The organism is Cohnella baijiui (assembly GCF_020731285.1).
Taxonomy (GTDB): domain Bacteria; phylum Bacillota; class Bacilli; order Paenibacillales; family Paenibacillaceae; genus Cohnella.
On the sequence record NZ_JAJFOW010000045.1, the window covers coordinates 24,096 to 45,842 of the forward strand.

The 21,747-nt window shown below is 61.4% G+C and carries 23 protein-coding genes, 1 tRNA gene and 1 pseudogene; 14 read left to right on the plus strand and 11 right to left on the minus strand.

Annotated elements, in window-relative coordinates:
• Positions 1 to 78 precede the first annotated feature (78 nt).
• The 4 genes from LKX83_RS27240 (at position 79) to LKX83_RS27255 (ending at position 1,638) form a co-directional block, all read left to right on the plus strand.
• Complete coding sequence (locus LKX83_RS27240; protein WP_227885994.1) at positions 79 to 330, plus strand: putative Se/S carrier protein; 252 nt, start codon at positions 79 to 81, stop codon at positions 328 to 330.
• 27 nt (positions 331 to 357) lie between these two features.
• The gene (locus tag LKX83_RS27245; RefSeq protein WP_227885995.1) at positions 358 to 1,266 is read left to right on the plus strand and encodes a mechanosensitive ion channel family protein; all 909 of its coding nucleotides are present in this window, start codon (positions 358 to 360) and stop codon (positions 1,264 to 1,266) included.
• Positions 1,267 to 1,269: 3 nt separating this feature from the next.
• Positions 1,270 to 1,491, plus strand: a complete 222-nt coding sequence (locus LKX83_RS27250) for a DUF951 domain-containing protein (protein WP_227885996.1) — start codon at positions 1,270 to 1,272, stop codon at positions 1,489 to 1,491.
• 56 nt (positions 1,492 to 1,547) lie between these two features.
• A tRNA-Ser gene (locus LKX83_RS27255) sits at positions 1,548 to 1,638 on the plus strand.
• A 258-nt stretch (positions 1,639 to 1,896) separates the two neighbouring features.
• Here the strand turns inward: LKX83_RS27255 and LKX83_RS27260 are convergent.
• The 6 genes and pseudogenes from LKX83_RS27260 to LKX83_RS27285 all read right to left on the minus strand — a co-directional run bounded on the left by LKX83_RS27260 (position 1,897) and on the right by LKX83_RS27285 (position 6,236).
• Positions 1,897 to 2,163, minus strand: coding sequence for a hypothetical protein (locus LKX83_RS27260; RefSeq protein WP_227885997.1), 267 nt, complete (start codon positions 2,161 to 2,163; stop codon positions 1,897 to 1,899).
• Positions 2,164 to 2,349: 186 nt separating this feature from the next.
• Entirely contained in the window at positions 2,350 to 3,285 is a 936-nt protein-coding gene (locus LKX83_RS27265; RefSeq protein ID WP_227885998.1) for a YitT family protein, read from the minus strand.
• A gap of 148 nt (positions 3,286 to 3,433) precedes the next feature.
• Positions 3,434 to 4,660 (minus strand): cation:proton antiporter, encoded by a 1,227-nt coding sequence (locus LKX83_RS27270; RefSeq protein ID WP_227885999.1) that lies wholly within the window; start codon positions 4,658 to 4,660, stop codon positions 3,434 to 3,436.
• A 5-nt stretch (positions 4,661 to 4,665) separates the two neighbouring features.
• A pseudogene (locus LKX83_RS27275) lies at positions 4,666 to 5,159 on the minus strand (cation:proton antiporter regulatory subunit).
• Between the two features lie 29 nt (positions 5,160 to 5,188).
• Positions 5,189 to 5,581 carry a hypothetical protein gene (locus LKX83_RS27280; RefSeq protein WP_227886000.1) on the minus strand — a complete coding sequence of 131 codons (393 nt, stop codon included), beginning with the start codon at positions 5,579 to 5,581 and terminating at the stop codon, positions 5,189 to 5,191.
• Between the two features lie 472 nt (positions 5,582 to 6,053).
• Positions 6,054 to 6,236, minus strand: coding sequence for a YjzC family protein (locus tag LKX83_RS27285; RefSeq protein WP_227886001.1), 183 nt, complete (start codon positions 6,234 to 6,236; stop codon positions 6,054 to 6,056).
• 173 nt (positions 6,237 to 6,409) lie between these two features.
• Between LKX83_RS27285 and rpsF the strand changes: the two genes are divergently transcribed.
• The 3 genes from rpsF (at position 6,410) to rpsR (ending at position 7,635) form a co-directional block, all read left to right on the plus strand.
• Positions 6,410 to 6,694 carry a 30S ribosomal protein S6 gene (gene rpsF / locus LKX83_RS27290; protein WP_227886002.1) on the plus strand — a complete coding sequence of 95 codons (285 nt, stop codon included), beginning with the start codon at positions 6,410 to 6,412 and terminating at the stop codon, positions 6,692 to 6,694.
• 64 nt (positions 6,695 to 6,758) lie between these two features.
• A complete protein-coding gene (gene ssb, locus LKX83_RS27295; RefSeq protein ID WP_227886003.1) occupies positions 6,759 to 7,289 on the plus strand; it encodes a single-stranded DNA-binding protein in 531 nt (176 codons plus the stop codon).
• A 22-nt stretch (positions 7,290 to 7,311) separates the two neighbouring features.
• Positions 7,312 to 7,635, plus strand: a complete 324-nt coding sequence (gene rpsR, locus LKX83_RS27300) for a 30S ribosomal protein S18 (protein ID WP_227886004.1) — start codon at positions 7,312 to 7,314, stop codon at positions 7,633 to 7,635.
• A 121-nt stretch (positions 7,636 to 7,756) separates the two neighbouring features.
• Here the strand turns inward: rpsR and LKX83_RS27305 are convergent, their stop codons facing one another.
• From LKX83_RS27305 to LKX83_RS27320, 4 genes are read right to left on the minus strand one after another with little or no spacing between them, the layout of a single operon-like run.
• On the minus strand, positions 7,757 to 8,389 hold the full coding sequence (locus tag LKX83_RS27305) for a metallophosphoesterase (protein WP_227886005.1): 633 nt from the start codon (positions 8,387 to 8,389) through the stop codon (positions 7,757 to 7,759).
• Positions 8,390 to 8,402: 13 nt separating this feature from the next.
• A complete protein-coding gene (locus LKX83_RS27310) occupies positions 8,403 to 9,578 on the minus strand; it encodes an ABC transporter ATP-binding protein (RefSeq protein ID WP_227886006.1) in 1,176 nt (391 codons plus the stop codon).
• Positions 9,575 to 11,257 (minus strand): ABC transporter permease, encoded by a 1,683-nt coding sequence (locus tag LKX83_RS27315; protein WP_227886007.1) that lies wholly within the window; start codon positions 11,255 to 11,257, stop codon positions 9,575 to 9,577. The genes LKX83_RS27310 and LKX83_RS27315 overlap by 4 nt, the downstream gene beginning before the upstream one ends.
• A 3-nt stretch (positions 11,258 to 11,260) precedes the next feature.
• A complete protein-coding gene (locus LKX83_RS27320) occupies positions 11,261 to 12,388 on the minus strand; it encodes an extracellular solute-binding protein (RefSeq protein ID WP_227886008.1) in 1,128 nt (375 codons plus the stop codon).
• A gap of 158 nt (positions 12,389 to 12,546) precedes the next feature.
• Here LKX83_RS27320 and LKX83_RS27325 point away from each other — a divergent pair, with 158 nt between their 5' ends.
• The 3 genes from LKX83_RS27325 (at position 12,547) to LKX83_RS27335 (ending at position 15,573) form a co-directional block, all read left to right on the plus strand.
• A complete protein-coding gene (locus LKX83_RS27325) occupies positions 12,547 to 13,440 on the plus strand; it encodes a LysR family transcriptional regulator (RefSeq protein ID WP_227886009.1) in 894 nt (297 codons plus the stop codon).
• 220 nt (positions 13,441 to 13,660) lie between these two features.
• The gene (locus tag LKX83_RS27330) at positions 13,661 to 14,860 is read left to right on the plus strand and encodes a ParM/StbA family protein (RefSeq protein ID WP_227886010.1); all 1,200 of its coding nucleotides are present in this window, start codon (positions 13,661 to 13,663) and stop codon (positions 14,858 to 14,860) included.
• 200 nt (positions 14,861 to 15,060) lie between these two features.
• Entirely contained in the window at positions 15,061 to 15,573 is a 513-nt protein-coding gene (locus LKX83_RS27335) for a hypothetical protein (RefSeq protein ID WP_227886011.1), read from the plus strand.
• A gap of 100 nt (positions 15,574 to 15,673) precedes the next feature.
• Here LKX83_RS27335 and serS read toward each other — a convergent pair whose 3' ends face one another.
• The gene (gene serS, locus LKX83_RS27340) at positions 15,674 to 16,978 is read right to left on the minus strand and encodes a serine--tRNA ligase (RefSeq protein ID WP_227886012.1); all 1,305 of its coding nucleotides are present in this window, start codon (positions 16,976 to 16,978) and stop codon (positions 15,674 to 15,676) included.
• Between the two features lie 458 nt (positions 16,979 to 17,436).
• Here serS and LKX83_RS27345 point away from each other — a divergent pair, with 458 nt between their 5' ends.
• The 4 genes from LKX83_RS27345 (at position 17,437) to LKX83_RS27360 (ending at position 21,745) form a co-directional block, all read left to right on the plus strand.
• Complete coding sequence (locus tag LKX83_RS27345; protein ID WP_227886013.1) at positions 17,437 to 18,450, plus strand: LCP family protein; 1,014 nt, start codon at positions 17,437 to 17,439, stop codon at positions 18,448 to 18,450.
• 158 nt (positions 18,451 to 18,608) lie between these two features.
• On the plus strand, positions 18,609 to 19,049 hold the full coding sequence (locus tag LKX83_RS27350) for a CBS domain-containing protein (protein ID WP_227886014.1): 441 nt from the start codon (positions 18,609 to 18,611) through the stop codon (positions 19,047 to 19,049).
• A gap of 184 nt (positions 19,050 to 19,233) precedes the next feature.
• Entirely contained in the window at positions 19,234 to 21,222 is a 1,989-nt protein-coding gene (locus LKX83_RS27355; protein ID WP_227886015.1) for an amidohydrolase family protein, read from the plus strand.
• A gap of 211 nt (positions 21,223 to 21,433) precedes the next feature.
• The gene (locus LKX83_RS27360; protein WP_227886016.1) at positions 21,434 to 21,745 is read left to right on the plus strand and encodes a MazG-like family protein; all 312 of its coding nucleotides are present in this window, start codon (positions 21,434 to 21,436) and stop codon (positions 21,743 to 21,745) included.
• Positions 21,746 to 21,747: the final 2 nt, after the last annotated feature.

The following is a 21,747-nucleotide window of genomic DNA, read 5'->3' on the forward strand; positions in this document are numbered from 1 at the left end:
CCCTCCTTGGCTGGCTCGTCTAAGATCATTACGGACCTTGAGGCCAACTAGGCTATCGATTCGGGAAGGAAGAGATGGATGGCGTCGATCCTGATTGCGTTCGATTCGACCCAGCAGGCGCTGCGGGCGGAGATGCTGCTCGAATACGCGGACATCGAGATTGATATAAGGCCGACGCCCAAGGAGATCACGGCGGGCTGCGCCTTGTCGATCGAATTTCCCGCCGATGCACTGGCTGATGTCGTGCAGGTCATCGAAGAGGAGAAAGTAGAAATACGCGGCTTGTTCCGGCCCTTGGACGGGGCGGAGGGTTACGAGCAAATCCGATAAACGACGGGAATGACGGAGGGGAAACGGATGATCGGCGGGGAGCGGATGCAGGGTATGGCCTTGAGTCTGATCGAGAACAAAGCCCATCTCTGGGAACAATTTATACAAGACATCTGGGATTCGGTAAGCGATACCGATATGTGGATGAACGTGCTGAAAGTGTTTCTGCGCATCCTCCTCATTCTGATCTTCAGCCGGATCGCCCGCATCGTCATTAACCGGCTGGTCGACCATCTGATGGATGTCCGCGCCTCCAAGCGGCTGAAGCTCCGTACCCGGCGGGTGCAGACGGTCGGCAAGCTGCTGAAGAACACGGCGGCCTACGTCATTAACTTCGTCGTGGTGCTGCTCATCCTAAGCGAGTTCCATATCAATCTCGCGCCTCTCCTGGCCGGAGCCGGTGTGTTGGGCCTCGCGATCGGCTTTGGCGCACAGAGCCTGGTGAAGGACGTCATCACGGGGTTTTTCATCATCCTGGAGGATCACTTCTCCGTCGGAGACGTCATTGAGGTTAGCGGCAAGTTCAGGGGGACGGTCGAGATGATCGGCCTGCGGGCGACTCGGATCCGCAGCTGGACCGGCGAGGTGTTCATTTTGCCGAACGGCAATATCGCCGACGTCACGAACTTCTCGGTGAACAATTCGCTCGCGGTCGTGGACGTATCGGTGCCCGGGACGGAACAGCTTGACCATGTGACGGAAGTCGTTCGCGGCGTGGCCGCCAAGTTCGAAGACGCGAACGCCATCGGGCCTGCGGAGGTGCTTGGCATCCAATCGATGGGCGCCGATCTGGTGCTGCGGCTGACGGTGCTGTGCCGGCCCAACCAGCAAACGGCCGTTTCCCGACGCCTGAACGCGGAGATCAAGAAGGCGTTCGAAGCGGCGGGCAATCCGCGCTATTACTCGGCGGAAGCGCTGGAGCGAACGGGGGGATAAACGGTGGAAAAAAAGGAGTTTCAGCTCGGGGATATCGTGCAGATGAAGAAGCAGCATCCGTGCGGCGCCAACGAGATGGAAATTATCCGCATGGGGATGGACATCCGGATCAAGTGCGTGAAGTGCAAGCACAGCATTCTGCTGCCTCGGGTCAAGTTCGAGAAAAGCTTGAAGAAAGTGCTACGTTCGGCGGAAGAAGGGCAGGCTCCCGCAGAGGAAATTTAGGTTGCGGATTTCCAGTTGCAGTCTGTCCCAATGTATGATATGATACTACTTGCTGCGGAGAGGTACCCAAGTGGTCCAAGGGGGTTGACTCGAAATCATCTAGGCGTCGCAAGGCGTGCGTGGGTTCGAATCCCACCCTCTCCGCCACTACAGCGTGAAATAAGAACGCCAACTGATTTCCATACATAAGAGCGCGGATTCCTCCGCGCCCTAACCGATACCGACCTCCTGCGTTGAGATGATGCAGGAGGTTTTTCATTGCGGCAACCGTACAGATTAGGGTAATGCAAGAGAGCGCGCCCGCGGCAGGGGGATTAGAGAATCCTCTACGGCCGGCAGGCGCGCTTTTTTTCGTTTCAGGGATCCGGGGCACTTTTCCTGGTTAACTGCCTTGTAGCGGGTGCGTTAGCGATTGGATCTCATTTTCTCAAAGTCTTTCAGAAAGCTGAATAGAAATAAGATAGTCCCCGCAATCGTCAGCACCGGGACGAATCCGTTGTCCCAAAATCCCGGCAACGGGGTATCCGGTCCGCGCCCCGTCCAGTGCTGCTCGATTAATATGACGTATTCGCGACTCCGCGCGATAATCGAACTCACCCGTTCCATGGTGAAGACGACGGCGGCCGCGATAAACATCAAGACGCCCAACCTGCGCAGCTCTTTCGATTCCATTCGTTCACCCCCAAGACCATACGTTTCGGATGAATGGATCGCTAACTAAAAATCATCCAAATTATAACACGGAAAGGGGGAGACGCCCTCTAAGAATTGCGTAACCGAGTTCATGGAGGACAGAAAAAAGCTGTGCAGGAGACACGCTCTGCGCAGCTTTTTGTGCGATTCGAATATTCACTTTTCCTACCGCTCCATATCGCGGCTCATGTCTGTCACCGGTGGTTGGAACCGCCGCTGCGGCCCGATCTCGACGTCGCAGTCGGGATCGATGCCGCGGGCGATGGCGGCGAGCCGAACGGCGTCGATGCGGTAGACCGGGTAGACGGCCGCGTCGTCCGCCGTCCACAGCGGCTCCAGGCCGAGCTCGTCGGCCAGCGCCCGCCGGATCGCGCCCGTGCGGGCGCTCTTCACGCACGCGGCTCTGCCGGCGGACAGCCCGGCCGCGCCGGTCCCGATCGCGAGCGACGCGGCCACCACCGCGAGCAGCGAATAGAAGGCCGCCTCGAGGCCGAACAGCCACCAGCACACGCTTAGCAGCCCGATATTGAAGGCGATCGCGGTGCGGCTGCTCAGCAGGAAGCGCGGGACCGGGGGGACGGGCGATTCGGACGGGCGGCCAGGCATCCCTGCGACTGCACTTGGGCGGCTGCGCGGCATGCCACGGCTGCGAAGGCCGGGCAGAGCCGGAAGCAGCGAGGCGATGCCGTCCAGGATGGCGCCGCCGCGCAGGACGATCCCGACGCCGATGCCGAAGAAAATGCCGCCGAAGGCTGCGGCCAGCAGCGGATGCTCCGTCAGCGCCGGACGCGGATGCAGCACCGAGGCCGCGAGGGAGAACATGCCGAGCGCGTAGAGCGCCCAGAGGCGTTCCTTATTCGGCGAATGGCGATACATGATGAGGAACAGCGGCAGATTCAGGACGGCGAGCCAGATGCCCGGACGGATGCCTGCGACGCCTCCTAGCAGTGAGGCAAATCCGGAGGCGCCGCCCACGAAGATGCCATGGGGGAACAAGAACAACTCCAGGCCGGCCGAAGCGGTCCAGGCGCCGGATCCGAGGCGGAGCATCCGGGAGCCGAAGGTGCCGAGACCGCCGTAAGACTTCCATCGTAGATCCATGCTACCCCTCCTAGAGGAGCGACGCCCCGGCGGGCGCCGCTCGAATGTCAAGCGAGCGAGCGCGCACGGTAGCAAGAGGCAGCCTCAATTCCGCCGTCAGACGCACCGCGCACGTACTTGGCGGTCGACGCGGGATGAGGCAGGGGATTCACCCCGGCGGAGGCTGGGGCGACTTGGCGCGCTCACGCCGGTCCATCGGCATGACCTTGTTCAGCAGCTTGAAGATCATTTTGGACTCCTTGGTGAGCAGGGGGCCCAGGATCGCCAGGATTAAGACGTACAGCGCCGCAAAGGGCTGCAAGATGGCGAGCAGGCCGCCCGCTTTGCCGATGTTGGCGACGATAATGGAAAATTCCCCTCGCGAGACGATCGTAAGGCCGATGTTGGCGGACGCCTTGGGCGACAGCTTCGCGCTGCGTCCCGCGAGCATGCCGGCCGCGAAATTGCCGATCAGCGTCAGGACGACGGCGCCGAGCGACAGCCAAACCGCCCCGCCGAGCGCGAGCGGATCGATCGTGAGGCCGAAGCCGAAGAAAAACAAAGCGCCGAAAAAGTCGCGAAATGGCAGGATGAGATGCTCGACGCGCTTCATATGCTCCGTTTCCGCGATGATGAGCCCGAACAGCAGGGCGCCGATCGCTTCGGCGACGTGCACCGTCTCCGAGAGGCCGGCGATGAGGAACAAGCCTGCGAACACCACGAGCGCGAACAGCTCATTGCTGCGAATGTTAAGGGCGCGGTTCAACAAGGGGACAGCCTTGCGGCCGAGAATCAAGAGAGCGAGCATGAAGCCGAGCGCGATCCCGGCGGAGGTGAGAATGCCGACAAGGGACGTGGAGCCGCTGAGCACGAGCCCCGAGAGGATAGACAAGTACACGGCCAGGAAGACGTCCTCGAACATGATGATGCCGAGGATCATCTCGGTCTCCGGATTGGCCGTTCGCTTGAGGTCGACGAGCACTTTGGCCACGATGGCGCTTGAAGAGATCGTCGTAATGCCCGCGATCACGAGCATCTCCATGAAGGGCATGCCGACGGCCCAGCCGAACAGGATGCCGAGCGTAAAGTTGATGCCGATATAGATCGACCCGCCGACGGCGATGGAACGTCCCGACTTTACGAGCCGGCCGACCGAGAATTCCAGGCCCAGGTAGAACAGTAGGAAAAGCACGCCAATCCGGCCCATAAATTCGATGAGCGATTCGCTGTGAATGAAGCGGAAGTCCAAATGCCAGAAATGGGGGGCGTGGGGGCCTACGGCCATGCCGATCAAAATATAAAAGGGAACCACCGAAAAACGGAGCTTTGAAGAGATCAGCCCTGCCGCCGCAATCAACGCGATGGCAAGCCCGACTTCAAGTACCATATGATCCATTCCGATCAATCACCCCCGTTGGAAAGCAGGGTTTTGATCTTTTTCAAGCTGGGACGGTCTCCGGCCACGACGAAGGTGGCGTCGGCTTTGACGGTGCATTCCGGACCCGGAGCGATGCGTTTTTCCCCGCTCGCTTCGACAATGGCGATCACCGAAGCGCCGGTGCGCTGACGGATGTCGAGCTCGCCGACGGTGCGGCCGATGGCTTTGGCGCCCGGCTCGACTTTGTACCATTCGATGATCAGATCGTCCAGGGCGACCTCAATCGTCTCGAGCGCTTTGGGCTTGTAGGTCATGCCGCCCACGATCGCGGCGAGCAGACGCGCCTCGTCGTCGTCGAGCGAAACCGTGGAGATGCTGTCGCCGGGTCCTCGTGGTCGAAGTGGTAAAACTCGCGGCGTCCGTCGTCATGGATGATGACGACCAGCTTGTCGCCGGAGCGCGCTTGCAGTTGATACTTTCTGCCGATGCCCGGCAGATCGGATTCGCGGATGTTCATGATAGTCGGGATACCTCCGTGGAAATGGATTAAGAAAGACGAACGAGTTCGGCTCGAACATCCACGAAGGTTGAGGTAAATTTGAGGGGCAGCAGCAGCCGGATACGGCGGATCAGGTAATCGAACTTGGCCGTATTCGTGGTAGGGGAAGGGATAAGGACGATGAGCTTCGCGAGTGCGAAGAGCATGGCGAAGACGAGCAAGGGCAGCGTTACTCTGCGCTCCATCTTGTGGATGCCTCCGTCGGATTGGTGCGGGCCGACCTCGCGCTCCATCTCGGAAGCGTGCGCGTGATGCGGCTGGAACGCGGACATCTGATAGTTGCCCGGAACCGAAGGGTGCAGAAAGGCGTAGAGCAGCACGACTACCCAGAGCAGGCCGAGCGCAGACATCAGCTTCCGGGAATGTGCGAAGTGGTTCATCTGGCCAGCCCCTTTCTCGTGTGCGGTCTTTCTTTAAGGGTACCATATTTTGAAAGGCACCTTCAAACCGCGGTGCCGCCCAAGTCTTGGAGAAAGGACAGACGAGTGGCGGTGACGGGTACGCGCGGCAAAAGGAGCCAAGGTCCGAAAAGATGACGAAGGGCCCACATCGGGGCCCTCCGGGCGACGTTACTTGGAAGTCGAAGTCTAATCGTTACCAACGTTGCTGTTCGTGCGCAATGCTGCCGTGACGACCAGCGTCAGGCTCGCCCTTGCGCCAGCGCTTCGGTACTCGGATCGCTTACGCGATGTTGTGTGTTACAGACAGGTGTCTTTAGCACAACGCCTCGCTTCCTACTCCGTCTGGAACGCGTCTTCTTTCGGCTGTTGCCTACAATGGTTCAATGGAACCACACCTCTCTGTTCGTCGCCGATAAATAGAATGACCCGACTCGGCTCGGCTTATGCGCCCTTACTGATTGAATTTTTTCCACTTGCGCCGATGGTTCGACGTCTCGGGAAAACGGTCGCCGCGCGAGAGCGTGATGCGCTTCGGATTTTGAATACCGGTATGGAAAGAAGCCTCGCCGATCTCGATGTATTCGCCGTCGTTCGGCGCACGGTCGCCCGGTTCGAATTCGGATTGCTCGCCCATTGCTGATCACCTCCCGGGCCTTAGTGTTGCGGGAATTTCCTTGCGGTATTCCGCCCAGTGTGATAAAGTATTTAGGTATGCAATTCAATGCATACTCCTTGCTCCTCGGCCGTGGACAGGTTCCAACGGTATGCAAAGCGGGGGGCCAAAGACCAAAAGGAGGTGAACGGAAGATGCGCAACTATGAGTTGATGTACATCATCCGTCCGGACGTGGAACAAGAAACCGTTCAAGCTGTCGTGGAGAAATTCCAAGGCATCATCGCGAACGGCGGAGAGATCACGAAGCACGAGGTACAAGGCAAGAAACGCCTCGCTTACGAGATCAACAAGCACCGCGACGGGACGTATGTGCTGGTCCATTTCGCCGCTACGCCTGACGTAGTGACCGAGTTGGAGCGCGTACTGAAGATCTCGGACGAAGTCATTCGTCACATGGTCGTACGCGACGTAGCTTAAGCAGCACAGGACAGACCGGCGGACAACGCCGTTTGAGTCGTCTATGCGTGGGAGGGAACCGACAATGTTGAACCGTGTCATTCTGATCGGACGCTTAACCAAGGATCCCGAGCTTCGTTACACGCCTGCAGGCGTGGCCGTAGCCCAATTTACGCTGGCTGTCGACCGCCCCTTCTCCCGGGATTCCGGCGGAGGAGAACGCGAACGCGAGGCGGACTTCATCCCGATCGTAACTTGGCGCCAACTGGCCGAGACTTGCGCGAATTACCTTCGGAAAGGCCGCCTGGCCGCCGTAGAAGGCCGCATCCAAGTGCGCAACTACGAGAATAACGAAGGACGCCGGGTCTACGTGACCGAAGTCATCGCCGACAACGTGCGCTTCCTCGAATCCCCGAACCGCGAAAGCGGATCGGCCGGACGGGACGAGTACGGCGGAGGCAACAGCGGCGGCAACGCCGGCGGAAACGGCGGTGGCGGATATGGCGGCGGCAACACGAACCGCAATTCCGGATCTCGAAGCAGCGGGAACAACGCGGATCCATTCGCCGATGACGGCAGACCGATTGATATATCGGACGATGATTTGCCATTCTAAGGCAGGAAAGGACGGAGAATAAATGAGCGAACAACAAGCAGCACCAGCGGCTCGTGAAGAGCGTGCTCCTCGCGAGAACCGTGGGGGCGGAGAAGGCCGCGAACAACGCGAGCCCCGCAAGTTCCGCCGCGGTCGCAACAAGCGCCGCAAAGTTTGCTACTTCACGGTAAACAAGATTACTCACGTCGATTACAAGGATCTGGACTTGCTCCGCAAGTTCATCAGCGAACGCGGCAAGATCCTTCCGCGTCGCGTTACCGGTACGAAGGCCAAGTATCAGCGCATGCTGACGGTAGCGATCAAGCGCTCCCGCCAAATGGCTCTGCTGCCTTACACCACCGAGTAATCGGACTGGCATACGGAATCCCCTGCCCCTTCACTTTGCGGAGGGCGGCAGGGGATTTCTTTTTGTACAGAAAAAGGTCTCGCCTTCCTCGTTAGAAGAAAGCGGGACCTTTTTGGTTGCCTCAAGCGAACCGGTCCATGCGGAGATCGCCGTACAGATCGGAAAGGCTCGTCGTGCAGGAGTAGGCGAGACGCCCGGTCAGCTCCACCAGCGTGAGGCGCAATCCGTGCTTGGCGCCCGTATCGATCCCGAGCCGATCGAGGCCTTGCCATAGCTCGCCGGGCTTTGCTCCGATCTGTCGGGTGGGCGTATGGCCGAAGACGACGGTACAGGGGAGGCGGGCATCGCTGCCCCAGAAATCCTGGCGGATTCCCGTGAGGTCCGCGCCGGATTGCTGCTCCAGGCATACGCCCGGGCGGATGCCGGCATGAACGAACAAGTAGGGCTCCTGCTTGAAATAGAGCGGCAGCTCGGAAAGAAAGCGAAGATCCTCGGCGAACGCTGCCGACAGCGACGGATCCTTGCGGACGGATTCGAGCATATGCCGTTCCATATTGCCCGCGATCGCGATCGCGCCTTGGTCGGCTAGCGAGCGGATATAGGCCAGCGACTTCCAAGAAGCGGGATCGCGATCGATGAAGTCTCCCAGCAGGACGAGCGTGTCCGTGTCGGGCGCATAACGGGCGTACTCCAACAGGCGTCGGGCACCTTCGACATGTCCATGGATGTCGGAAATCGCGAATAGTCTTGACATGGCGACCAACCTTTCAGGATTCGGGCGGATAGAGGAACGTATCGGCGACGGGGAGGAGGAGGCTTCCCCGGCGGCCGGACTCCAGCATGGCATCGTGCAGAAAGCTCAGCTTTTGGCCGTCCTCTGCGTTCGCGAGCACGCGCCAGCGCTTCCCTTCGAACACGCTGTGAACGATGACGACCGGCAGTCGGTTCGCGGAGGGAAGCGGGGCCGCATCGAACAGCGGAGGATGGGCGTCCGCGGCGGATTCCGCTGCGGCGGCAGTCTCTAGCCGCGTTGCGGCCGCAGCGTCCCCGACGTCGGACGCGGCCTGCCAGACGGCCGCATCCGGGCGGAAGAGCAGCTCCGCCGGCGGCGCCGAATCTCCCGGCGCAGCGCCGGGAGCGATGCCCGCGAGCGTCGCGCCGCCGATCCGGATCGAGGGGCGGCTGTCCGAGCTCGCCGGCTGACCGACGAGGCGATTGCCGGCGCCCAGCAGCATGGCCGCGGAGCGGGTGGCGGGACGATGGTAGCAGGTCTGCGGCGTATCGATCTGGTCGATCGCGCCCGTGCGCATGATGACGAGCCGATCGGCCATCGCGAACGCTTCGTCCGGATCGTGCGTCACGTGGAACACCGTCGTCCCGAGCTGGCGGAACAGATAAGCCATCTCCGTCCGCATCTCGATCCGCAGCCGCATGTCGAGATTGGACAACGGCTCGTCGAGCAGGAGCAGGTCGGGCTGGGTCGCCAGCGCCCGCGCGATCGCCACGCGCTGCTGCTGGCCGCCGGACAGCTGGGGAGGCACACGCTCCTCCAGGCCTTGCAGACGCAGCAATTGGACGAGCTCGGCGATCTTGGTCCGGATCGCCGCGTTCGGCGTACGCTGTCTGCGAAGCCCGTACGCGATATTCTCGTAGACGCTCATGTGCGGCCATAGGGCGTAGTCCTGGAACACCATGTTGATCCGGCGTTTCTCCGGCGGGACCATGCGGGCGGCGGAGGCGACCGTCGTCCCGCGCAGCCGGATTTCTCCCGCATCCGGCTGCGCCAGCCCCGCGATCAGCTGGAGCAAGGTCGACTTGCCGCAGCCGGAAGGGCCGAGCACGCTGATGATTTCGCCCGGGTGAACGGCGAAGCTGATTTCCCGGAGCGCGTATTGGGCGCCATAGGACTTGCCGAGGCGTTCGATTTCTAGAATGGGAGTCATATGGAAGCTCTCCTTGATCGTTTCTTGGGCTTGAACAACAGCTCCAGCGCGACGATGATGGCGATGACGATGCCGCCGCCGGTCAGCGTCGCCGCCGCGGCATAGCTGAACTTCAGGTTTTCGAACGCTTTGTTGATGACCACGGGCAGCGTCATGAAATTCGGCGGATACAGGACCGAAGCGATGGCGAGATCGAATACGCTCGCGCCGAAGGCGGCCAGCGCGGCCGAGAGCAGAGCGCTCTTGATCAACGGCGCGAGAACGGTGGCGACCCGCTGACGGAACGTGGCGCCCTGTACCTGGGCGGCGGAGAGCAGCTGCTGCGGCACCTTAGCCATCGCGCCGACGACGACCCGCGTGATGACGGGGATCGCGCCCGCCACGCTGGCGAGGATCAGAATCCATGGCGTGCCGTACAGCAGCAGTCCGATCGACTGAAGCCACTTTTGGTTCCAGATGAAGATGTAGCCGATGCCGAGCACGATGCCGGGGACGGCGAGCGAGACCAGCGAGATGACGTCGATCGCTTTGCGCAGCTTGAACTGCGAGTAGGTGAGCACATAGGCGACCAGGAAGCCGACGACGAGGCCGATGACGGCCGCCACCGCGGCGATCTCGAGCGAATGCGCTAAACCGCTGGCCAGATTGCCGTCTCCCGCGAACAGGGCGCGATAATATTTCAACGTGATGCCGCCGCCGTTGCCGGTGACGGACATCAGCAGATTGGAGCCGAAAGGAATGCCGAGCACGACGGCCAGAAACGCCACGTTGCAGACGACCAGAATCGAGGCGCCTTTGACGGGCTTACGGGCATTGGCTCGGGTGGCGCGGCCGGACAGGAAGTCGAACCGGCTTTTGCGCATCGCGTACAGCTGGACGCTCATGGCGAGCGCGATGAGCAGAACGAGGTAAAAGGACAGCGCGCCGGCCATATCGAAGCGGATCGGCGACGTGTACAACGCGGTGTAAATGGAATAAGGCAGCGTCGGGAAACGGAATACGGTCGCGATGGAAGCGGGCAGTCCGAAGTCTCCGACGGTATCCATAAAGACGAGCATCGCGCCGGAGAAGAAGGCGGGCAGCAGCAGCGGCGCCTGGATCGTGCGCCACACGGTCCACGGCGAGCCTCCGGACAGCCGGGCCGCTTCGCTCAGGCGTTCGACCTTCCACTCGAGAGCCGTATAGACCGTCAAATAAGCAAGCGGAAATTTGCTGAGCGTCATGATGGCGATGAGCCCCGCCGGTGTAAAGACGAGCCGGTGCAGCCCCGTCCAGCCGAACCACTGCGCCGCGATGCCGTCGGCGGAGGCGAACATGACCCAGCCCTGCGCCAGGATAAAGGACGGCGTGATGATGAGCAGCCAAACGGTCATATCGAGCAAGCGCGCCGTCGGGAACGTCCAGCGGGCCCGCACCATGGCGAGCGCGATGCCCAGGGCGGTGCCGAGCAGCGTCGTGCCCAGTCCGAGCGTAACCGAATGCTGGAGCGAGACCCGCCAGAGCGGCCTGCGGAATACGTCGAGGAGCAGCGAAAGATCGCCGATGACCCATTGGCCGAAAAAGACGCCGGGCAGCAGCACCTGGATGACGACGGCGGTCAGCGGAAGCAGGATAAGCAGGAACAGGACGGCCAGCACGAGCCAGCCCATCCGGTTCCTGCCCGCAAACGAGCGTAGCATCGCTTACTTCACCGCTTGGTCGGCGAACCATTGCTTGATTTCGCCCTCATGCTCACCGGCCCAGTCGGCTTCCGCGACAACAAGCTTCGCGTCCGGAGAACGGTCCTGCTTCGCGGCGACGTCCTTGGCGGACGGCTGGAAGTAACTCTCCTCGCCGTTTTCGATCAGTGACTGCTGCGTCTTCGAATCCAGCAGGAATTCAACGAACGCCTTGGCCGCGTCGGCATGCTTCGTGTTCTTTTGAATGGCGGCTACGCGGACCGAAGCGGGCGCGCCTTCAGCCGGCCAAACGATGTCGACGGGCTCGCCCGCGTTTTTCAGGGCGTAGGCGTTGCTCTCCTGAAGCGCGGCAGCCTTGATCTCGCCGCCGGTCAGCGCTTTGGCGACGTTCGGATTTTTGGGGTAGACGCGCAGGCCGTTTTTGATCAAGCTTTCGAAGTACGCCTTGCCGCCGTCCATCCCTTGAGATTGGAAGAACCAGGCCACGAACGGATACGCGGGCGCGGCCACGGCCGGGTCGGCCATGCCGACGGTGCCCTTGAACTTGGCGTCTGCCAGATCGGCCCACGTCTTCGGCGCGGTATCCGCGTTAAAGGCCTTCGTATTGTAGACGATGACGGAAGCCGCGTGGGCGCCGGTCGGGAAGTAGGAGAGATTGGCGGGCACCAGCGACTTGGCGAAGTCGGTCAGGTTGCCGAGATCGCTCGGCGTCCAGCCTTCCAGCAGCTGGCCGGATTTGCCCATCTGGTTGATCGTGGGCATGGCGTCCATCCAGACGACGTCCCAATGCGGGTTGCCCTTCTCCGCTTCGAGGCGCGAGGAGATCTCGGCGCCGTTGCCCGTGACGAGCTCGAGCTTGTACCCGGTCGCTTCTTCGAACATGGGTTTGATGATCTCGTCGAAGTCGTTCAGATAAACGACAAGGGGCTCGTCCGATTTGGACGGCGCGGGGCTGTCGCTTGGAGAGGCCGAAGGCGCGGCGCCTTCGGACGAGGTGTCGGAGGCGGAAGAGGTGGGCGAGGCGTTGCCGTCGGCTTCGCCATTGTTGCCGCAGGCTGACGTCGCAAGCGCGGTGGCCGCGACGAGAAGCGCGGCAAGCATTCTTTTGCGGTTGAGCTGGATCTGTGACATGTTGGTTGAACCCTCCCATGGACTTCTTTTGTACTTCACCAGCATAAGAGAGGACTGTCAGGATCGGGTTAAACTTCGTGCGCCTTTGTGTTAAATAACATCTATGCCTATTGATATAATCATAGATGTTATCTATATTAGGCGTGGAGGGATGGCCGATGAACATTCAGCAGCTGCGCGTATTCGCGAACGCCGCCCGTTACGGGACTTTGACGGAAGCGGCATCGGAGATGCGGCTCAAGCAGCCGACGGTTAGCTTTCATCTCAAAAAGCTGGAGGAGACGCTCGGCGTCGAGCTGTTTCGCAAGCATACGCGGCAGATGCAGCTGACCGACGCGGGACAGACGCTGCTCCCTTATGCCAGACGGGTATGCGCCCTGCTGGACGAGGCCGATCGATTGATGACCGAGCATCGGGAGCAGGGGAGGGGACCGCTCAAGATCGGAGCGAGCTATACGCCCGCGACCTATTTCATGCCGCCTTATCTGGCGGAATTCCAGTCGAATTACCCGCAGGTTATCCCGACTCTCACGGTCAAGCAGGCCGGCGCGATCCTGGGGTTGCTGAGGGATTACGAAGTCGACGTGGCGGTCGTTTCGCTGCTGGACCCGACGGCCGAGGGGCTCCATGTCGTTCCGCTCGTACAGGACGATCTGATGCTCGTGCTGCCGATCGGCCATCCGCTGGCGCGGCTCGATCGGCTCGCGGTCGAGGACTTGCTGGATGCGCCTTTTCTCGTTCACGAGCAGGGATCGACTTCGCGGGAGCTGTCCGAGCGATGGGCGAGCGAGAACGGTTTGAAATGGCAGATCCGGATGGAGCTCGGCGCGATCGAGACGATCAAAGAGTCGGTGAAGCACGGCATCGGGATCGGCATACTGCCTTGGCGGAGCGTAGAGAAGGAAGTCGCAGAGGGAGAGCTGGCGGCCAGAGAATTGCCCGGCAAGGTGAGAAGCCGCTTCGTCTGCCTCGCTTATCGCAAGGAGGACACGCTGTCCTACCATGTGCGGACGTTCATCCAGTTCGTACGGGAGCGGTGCACGGACGGGTGATCCAAGCCGTTTTAGCGCGAAATTTGGCAGATCTTCTTTCCATTAGCTGTCGCATCCAGTCGTCAGATTAGAACTTCCTCACTTAGCGCCCGAGAGGCAGGAGAACGGCAAAGAAGCGGGAACTTTTAATAACGTATGGCTTGGTAATCGAATGTGAGGCTAGGTAGTACCAGCTGCGACCGCAACCCACCCTACCCCATACAAAAAGGAGGATAACCGGATGAAATACCACTTTTTTGTAGGCAACGACAATGGGAACAGTGAACACGATCTGATCATCGACGGCAGGCTCGTCCAGCAGCCGAACGTGAATTGCACAGTAGATACGCTCCCGTGGAGCGAAGAGCAGGCGCCGGAAAGCTTCATCAAAAATCTGCAGGAGCAGCTCGTCGTCACCGTCGACTCTCCCGCGGCGCGACCCGGGATGTACTATATCGGCAAGTTCGCGCTGGAGAGCGGCGAGATTCTGGACAACCTGCAGATCGGCATCGATCTGAAGTCCGACATGGATTTGCCGATCGTCAATACGCTGGCGCAGATCGCCGCCGTGGCGGTCCAAAAGGCGTATGAAGAGGAGAAGAAGCTCCCGGACGTCGTGGAGGTCGACGCCGACATGGCCGCCGCGCTGCCGGTGACGCAGCATACCGACGAGAACGCGGCCAAGTTCGAGAAGCGGTACATGAACGGCACCCATCACGTGACCGTCCATCTCGGCATTCACCGCGTCTCGGTCAAGATCGCCTTCGTCTATACGAAGGTCGTCCCCGAGGCGACATCGGTCATCTTCACCCTGCAGAAGGATACGGAGGGCAGCTGGCGGTCCGGCGACATCTTCAAGGATTTCGCCGAAGCGTACGAGCTAGATGCCAAAAAGTTCAACGGCAGCTACTTTAAAGACAAGCGCATCCTGCATGTCGACATTGGCGACGGCTCCACCGAGTACCCGATTACCGAGGGTAACAAGTTCCTCCGCCAGTTCGTGCACGGCAGCCATCACGGCGTCGGCTACGCGCTCGAGGAAGCCCTGCCCGACTTCAACAAGCTGATCAAGCTGCCGGATAGCCCGCGCCAGTTCTTCAGCGACGTGATCAAGAATGCGAAGCACAAATACCATGCTCGCGCCATCAAGACGCTGAAGCGCCCGCTCGAGACGCAGGGGCGGCAGATCATGCAGCACGTCCAGCGCCAGCTGACTCGCGCCCGCAATGAGATCGACGTCATCTGCGTCTACGGCGGCGGCAGCATCCTCATGCGCTCCTTCCTCTATCCGCAGCTGAAGACGATCTGCGAGGAGCGCGAGATGAAGCTGCTCTACATACCAGCGGAGTACGCCGTCCAGTTGAACGCGATGGGCCTAGACGCCTTCGCCCGCGGCAAGATCTACGAAGCGCTGAAAAGCAAAACCGTTCAGCCGGCCTGATCCGGTCCGCGCGACCGCCGATTAAAAACGCGCCGCCTTCTTCCTTTTCCGCGAAGACGGCGCCGCCGTTTTTACTTGACGGATCAGAAAGGATAAGTTCACCTATCCTTCACTGATCCGTCTCCGATAAAAACGTATTGCCGTCTGGGAAGACGTCAAAGCCGTTTTTACTTGAATGAAGCTTGGAAGGTGACCATGTCGTGAAGAAAGCCAAGCAACCGGGCGAGAATATCAGCCTGAAAACCCGCAAAACCGAGCACGCGTCCGTCATGGCGTGGATCAATGCGCAAACGAATCTGATGGACTCGCTCCGCTACCTCATCGAGAACGAGGTGCTTCAGCACGGCGTCCGCAATCTGCAGACGTGCATCCCCGCCGAGCGGGCCACGCTGGACGCCCTGGACGAATCGCCGTCTCCCGTTGGCGACGCTTCGTCCTCCGACGCCTCCACGTCGCCAGCCGCCGCTGCCTCCTCGGCATCCGATTCCTCCACCGCTTCTTCGGCGGCGGAAATCGCAGCCGGCGCTTCCGAGGCGGCTGCCGCTCAGGCGGCTCCCGCTCCATCGTCGTCTTCCGCATCGGCCTCGGAATCGGCTACCGGCCCGGCGACCGCTTCGGATTCGACAATTGCTCCCTCTTTTTCGACGCCAAACGAGCCCGATTCGCCGTCTTCCGACGACATCGACGACGACGATATCGCCTCTTGGACCTGATTTCGATCAGAAGACAATACCCGACCCTACCAAGGAGTTCTTGGCGAGGTCGGGTATTTCTTTGTGTTTCTATATACCACTTAGTAACACTACATATTACTTAGTCTTCCGAAGTGGTGCCAGGTATCGGAGGGGCAATCCGCTCCATGCCGTTCAGATAGGGTCGCAAAGCGGGCGGAATGCGGACCGATCCGTCCGCCGCCTGATGCACTTCCAGGAGCGGAATGAGGATGCGGGGCGTGGCCACCATCGTGTTGTTCAGCGTGTGGGCGTACGCCGTTTTGCCCTCCGGCGTCCGATAGCGGATGCGTGAACGACGCGCCTGAAAGTCGTGCAGATTCGATGCCGAATGGGTCTCTCCGTACGTGCCGCGGCTCGGCATCCACGTCTCGATGTCGTATTGCTTGTACGTCTTCTGCGACATATCGCCCGCGCAAACGGCGACGACCCGGTAGGGCAGCTCCAGCAGCCGGAGAAGCTCCTCCGCATGGGCGGTAATCTCGCTCAGCATCGCATCCGACACGGCCGGATCCGCTTCGCAAAGGACGACCTGCTCGACCTTGGCGAATTGATGGACGCGGTAGAGGCCGTGGACGTCCCGGCCGGCCGACCCGATTTCGCTGCGGAAGCAGCTCGAAGCAGCCGCCAGCCGGATCGGCCGCGCGAGATCCAGCACCTCGTTCGCGAAGTACGAGACGAGCGACACTTCCGACGTGCCGACGAGCCACTGGTCCTCTTCGTCCAGCCGGTACACCTGATCGCGGCCGAGCGGGAAGAAGCCGGTGCCCGTCAGCGCCTCGCCGCGTACGATAAGGGGAACGTCCATCAGGACGTAATCTTTGCGGAGCAGCAGATCGACGGCAAGCTGCTGGACGGCGCGATGGAGCAGCGCCCCCGTACCCGTCAAATAATAGTGCCGGCTGCCCGACGTCTTGACGCCCCTTGCCAGGTCGAGCATGCCGTGCAGCTCGCCCAGCGCGACATGGTCGCGATAGGGAAAATCGAACGCCGGCGGCTCGCCGACCCGCCTGAGCTCGACGTTATCGGCGTCCGACTCGCCGTCCGGCGTATCGGGCGATACCGGATTCGGCACGCGGAGGAGCAGCGCCTGCAGCTCGCCTTCCGCCTCGCGAAGGGCGACTTCGGCCTCGCCCAGCTTCGCCTTCGAGGCGGCAACCTCGGCTTGCGCCTGCTCAGCCGCCTCGCGTTCGCCGCTCCGTCTCCACGCCTCGATGCGCTTCGAAGCCTCGTTGCGCCGTCTCCGAAGCTCCTCCACCTCGGCCAGTAGATCGAGTCTCCGGTCGTCCAGCGCCAGCACCTCCTTTACCGACAGATCGATATGCTTGCGATCCGCCGCCCGCTGCACCTCCTCTACGTGCGATCTGATCCACTTCAAATCCAACATGCTGCACCGCTCCTTTTCCCGTATTCAATGGCGAAAAACACAAAGAGCGCCCTCATCCGTTTGGGACGAGGAGCGCTCTTGCTCGCGGTGCCACCCAACTTGACCGAACGCGCGAGCGTTCGATCCGCCTTGGTTCCGCAATAACGGGCGGTGCCGGTTGACTTGAGAGACCGGGAAGGTCCCTTTAACGAAAACGCCTCCGAGTTGGATGCTCTTCACAGGCCGTTTGTCGATATCATTTGCCACTCAGTATAGCCGAAATGCGGCCGATTTATCAAGCGGGCATTGGCGGAAGGGCGAAGATGGATGGAGAAGGGCGAAGGAGGGCGCAAAGGCGGCGACTGGAAACGGCGGCAACATCCGGCTGCGCTTCTGTAATCTGTTTGTAACAATTCGCGCGGCTCTATCGTAATGAATACGACGGCAAAACTACGCATAAGGAAAGAGGCCATAGCATCATGAATAAACATCGCAAACTTACTGTAACGCTGCTCAGCGTGCTCGTCCTGCTCCTGGCGGCGGCCGGGATCGGTTACGCCAACCGGGGCGCCCTGGCCGCATGGGGGTACGACGCCTTCCTGTCCAAGCAAGTGGAGGCCAAGTTGGCCGACTCTTACGCGCCGATCAACGGCGGGTCGCCGACGCCTTCGGAAACGCCGGCCGTGCAGGAGCCGTTCAGCCTTCTGCTGCTCGGCGTAGACGCCCGGTCTGCGGAGCGGGGCCGCTCGGACACGATGATCTACACGGTCGTGCGGCCGAAGGACGGCAACGTGCTCATGGTGTCGATTCCCCGAGATACGTACACCGAAATCGTGGGCAAGAACAAGCAGGACAAAATCACGCACGCCTACGCGTTCGGCGGGGCGGAGATGGCGGTCAACAGCGTGAAGGAGCTGCTGGGCGCGCCGGTCGCCCACTACGCGTCGATCAACTTTCAGGGCTTCGTGAAGGCGGTCGACACGCTCGGGGGCATCCCGCTGCCGATCGGCAAGGACATCGTGAACAAGGGCAAGGACCACGAAAAGTTCGTCGTTAAAGCCAACAAAGACAGCTATAGCGGCCAGGAAGCGCTGAACTACGTCCGTTACCGTGAAGACGCGGGCGGCGACATGGCGCGGACCGAGCGCAATCGCGTCTTTCTAGAGTCGTTGATGCACAAAGCTTCCTCGCTTCAACAATGGAACAAGATCCCGGATCTGCTGGATATCGTCGGCGAGAACTTCCGTACCGACTTGACGCCGTCCGAGCTGTCGGAACTCGCCAAGCAATTCCTGCAAACCGACCACCACATCCAGAGCTACACGCTCAAAGGAACGGGCAAGCGCATGGGCGCCCAGAACCTCTGGTACTATTTGGCGGACGAGAAAGACTTGGCGGACGTACGGGCGACCATCAGCCAATGGCTGGACGCGGATACGCCCATGTCCGAGCTGATGGTGCCGGGAGCGACGGCCACAGCTCAAGGCGCCTAAACGCGGCGTCCGTCCTCCGCGACGCGAGGCCGTGGTGTTGCCAAGGTCTCGCGTGGTATAATGGGGATCGGCCAACGGAGCGGGCGAGTCCGTCCGACTTATCCGACTTCACCGGAAGCCGAGGAGATGCTGCAATCGTGCTGGAGGAGAGGAAAAAGATGAATATCGCGTTTTTCCTTCTGCCCAAGCAGGAGGTAGTCTGCCTGCCGGAAAACGCCACGCTGCGCCAGACGCTGGAGAAGATGGAGCGCCACCGCTATACGGCCGTTCCCGTCATCAGCGAAGACGGCAAATACGTGGGTACCGTCACGGAAGGCGATTTGCTGTGGTACATGAGAAGCCATACCGAACTTTCTTTCGATCATACCCATCGGGTCGCACTGTCGGAAATCTCCCTGCGCCTGAACAATCGCGCCGTACGCATCGACGCGAACATGGAGGACCTGATTTCCCTCGCCAAGACCCAGAACTTTGTGCCGGTCGTCGACGACATGAACACGTTTATCGGCATCGTTCGCCGAAGCGACATCATCGATTACTGCGAGAGTCTCCTGCTCCCGTTCCAAACGGATGAAAAACGGGTAAAACGGGAAGCGTAAATATGGAAAAGGTTGGCGGCAGCCCCGATCCGGGGCTGCCGCCTCCGCGTTGCGGGACCGAAATGCCCGCGGGAATCCGCCATCGCGCTAGCTGCGAGTGGCGCATGTCCTCCCGCGGGCAGCGCGGTTCCGCTCCATAGAGAGACCCGTCCGAGCGCGAACGGGCACACGCTGGAGGCTCAAGATGACCGCAGACCATACGAACAAACGCAAAAAGAACCTCGCGCTGGGCGCGGGATTGGCCGCCGTTTTCCTCGCCGGGGCCGGCTGGCTTATGCTCAGCCTCTTCGGCCCGGCGGAAACGGCCGCGAGACGCCCGGAGGCCGCCGCGCGGCATGCGGGCAAACCACAGGGGGCAAGCGGGACGATCCGGGAAAACGGCGTCTCGGCAGATGGCGGAACGGCGCCGGCTGGGGCCGACGGCATCGACCGTCCGGCCGCGGCGGAGCTCGCGCGGACGTACGACCTCGTCATTCGGAACGGTCGGGTCGTCAATCCCGAGACGCAGCTCGACCGGACGGGACTGAACGTGGGGGTGGAGGGCGGTCGGATCGCCCTCGTCACGGATAAGCCCTTGAAGGGGCGCCGCGTCCTCGACGCAACCGGGCTTGTCGTTTCCCCCGGCTTTATCGACAACCTGTCCTACGATCCCAATCCGCTCGGCGTGTGGAATAAGATCGCCGACGGCGTCACCTCCAACATCGCCATGCACGGGGGCACGGACTCCCCGCGCAAATGGTACCCCTATTACGAGCGCAGCCGCCCGCCGCTCCATTACGGGGCATCCTTCTTCTACACGAAGGCCCGCAACAAGCTCGGCATCGGCCTCTATCAGCCGGCGACGCCGGAGCAGACGGCCAAGCTCGTTCGCGAAGCGGAGCAGGCACTGAACGACGGGGTGCTCGGCATCTCGTTCAGCCTGGAGTACGTGCCCGGCATCGGGGCGTCGGAGATCGTGCCGCTCATGAAGCTCGCCTACAAATACAACGTGCCGGTATACTTCCACGCGCGCTACTCCGATATGGAGGAGCCGGGAACGAATATGGACGCCATCAACGAAATCATCGGCTATGCCCGCACGACGGGCGCCTCCGTGCACGTCGACCACATCAACAGCACCGGCGGCACCTTTTCGATGAAGCAGTCGCTCGGCATGCTGGACGCGGCCAGGCAGGAGGGGCTCGACATCACCGCCTGCACCTACCCGTATGACTACTGGGGGACGTATCTGAACTCGGCGCGCTTCGACGACGGCTGGCAGCGGAGGTTCCGCATCACCTATCACGATCTGCAGATCGCCGGGACGCGGGACCGGCTGACGGCGACGACATTCGGCGAGTTCCGCAAGCAGGGCAAGCTCGCCGTCGCCTACGCGATCCCGCAGTCGGATATCGACGACTCGCTGACGGCGCCGTTCGTCATGATCGGCAGCGACGCGATCCTCGAGCCGGGCAACAACAACCATCCCCGCGCTTCGGGGACGTTCGCCCGCACGCTGGGCTTGTATGTGCGAGAGCATCAGGTGCTGACGCTGACGGACGCGATCGCCAAAATGTCGCTCATGCCCGCCCAGCGGCTGGAGCGGCAGGTGCCCGCGATGCGCAAGAAGGGGCGGATTGCTCGAGGCATGGATGCGGACCTCGTCGTCTTCGACGCCGGAAAGGTGAGCGACCGGTCGACGGTGGAGAGGCCGGAGCTGACGTCGACGGGCATCCGCTACGTGGTCGTCGGGGGGAAGGTGGTCCTGGACGAACGCGGCCTGCACAAGCAGGCGATCGCCGGACGTCCGGTGAAGAGCGAATTCGCGCGGATGCCGGACAAGCCGGCGGGCATGCTCGACCTGGACGGCCCCCGGGTGCCGCTTGTCCGCTACCGGGGCACCCTCTACTTCGACGCGGCCGCGCTGCGGACGGCCGGCTACCGGACCGAGTGGGACGACAAGACGCATACGCTGAAGCTGGCGGAGGGCGAGCCGGCGCGGCTGGCAGCCCCGGCTTCGACGCCCGCGGCCGGCGAATTGATGCTGGAGCGGGGTCATCGTCTCGCATGGGAGGGAGGGGCCGCAGAGCTGCTCTCGATCGGCAACCGGGAGTACGCGCCCCTGTCGACCTTGCGGCATTTCGGGTGGATATTGGCAAACGAGGGCGACGACTGGCAAGCCGATCGGGCATGAAGGGCTAGGCCTCGCCATCAATCGCGCGAATCCGGCGCGGGAATACGCTTCCAGACGGCCGCAGGCGCCGACGCCTGCGGTTTGTTGTCGTTCGATTGGACATAATCCTCAATTGCAGGCGGGGCGCGGATTTGTGCTATAATGAGTGGTACAGCTTTGGAGCCGAAGACAAACTTGCGTGCCGTTAGATCACCCAGTAGGGGGGAGCGCAATGTCCCAGACCGAACGCGACCTGGACGTGGCGGGCAGAGCCCGATTGATCGAGTGGTTGAAGAGCGAAGTGGTGGATCAGGTATCCCGGCTGTTCAAAGCGATGTGGGACGGCAGTGCCGTCCGCATTACCGACAGTCTGGCCGGACTGATCGCGAGCGGCTACATCCTGGGCAGGCGCCTCGGGGTATCCTATCGCGACCTGGACGGCGCGATCGCCGACAAGCTCGCCAGGCTGAAGCAAGAAGGACATCAGCTGGAGGACCACTATCGGGATCTCTCGGCCTTAGAAGAACACATACGCAAGAGGTGACC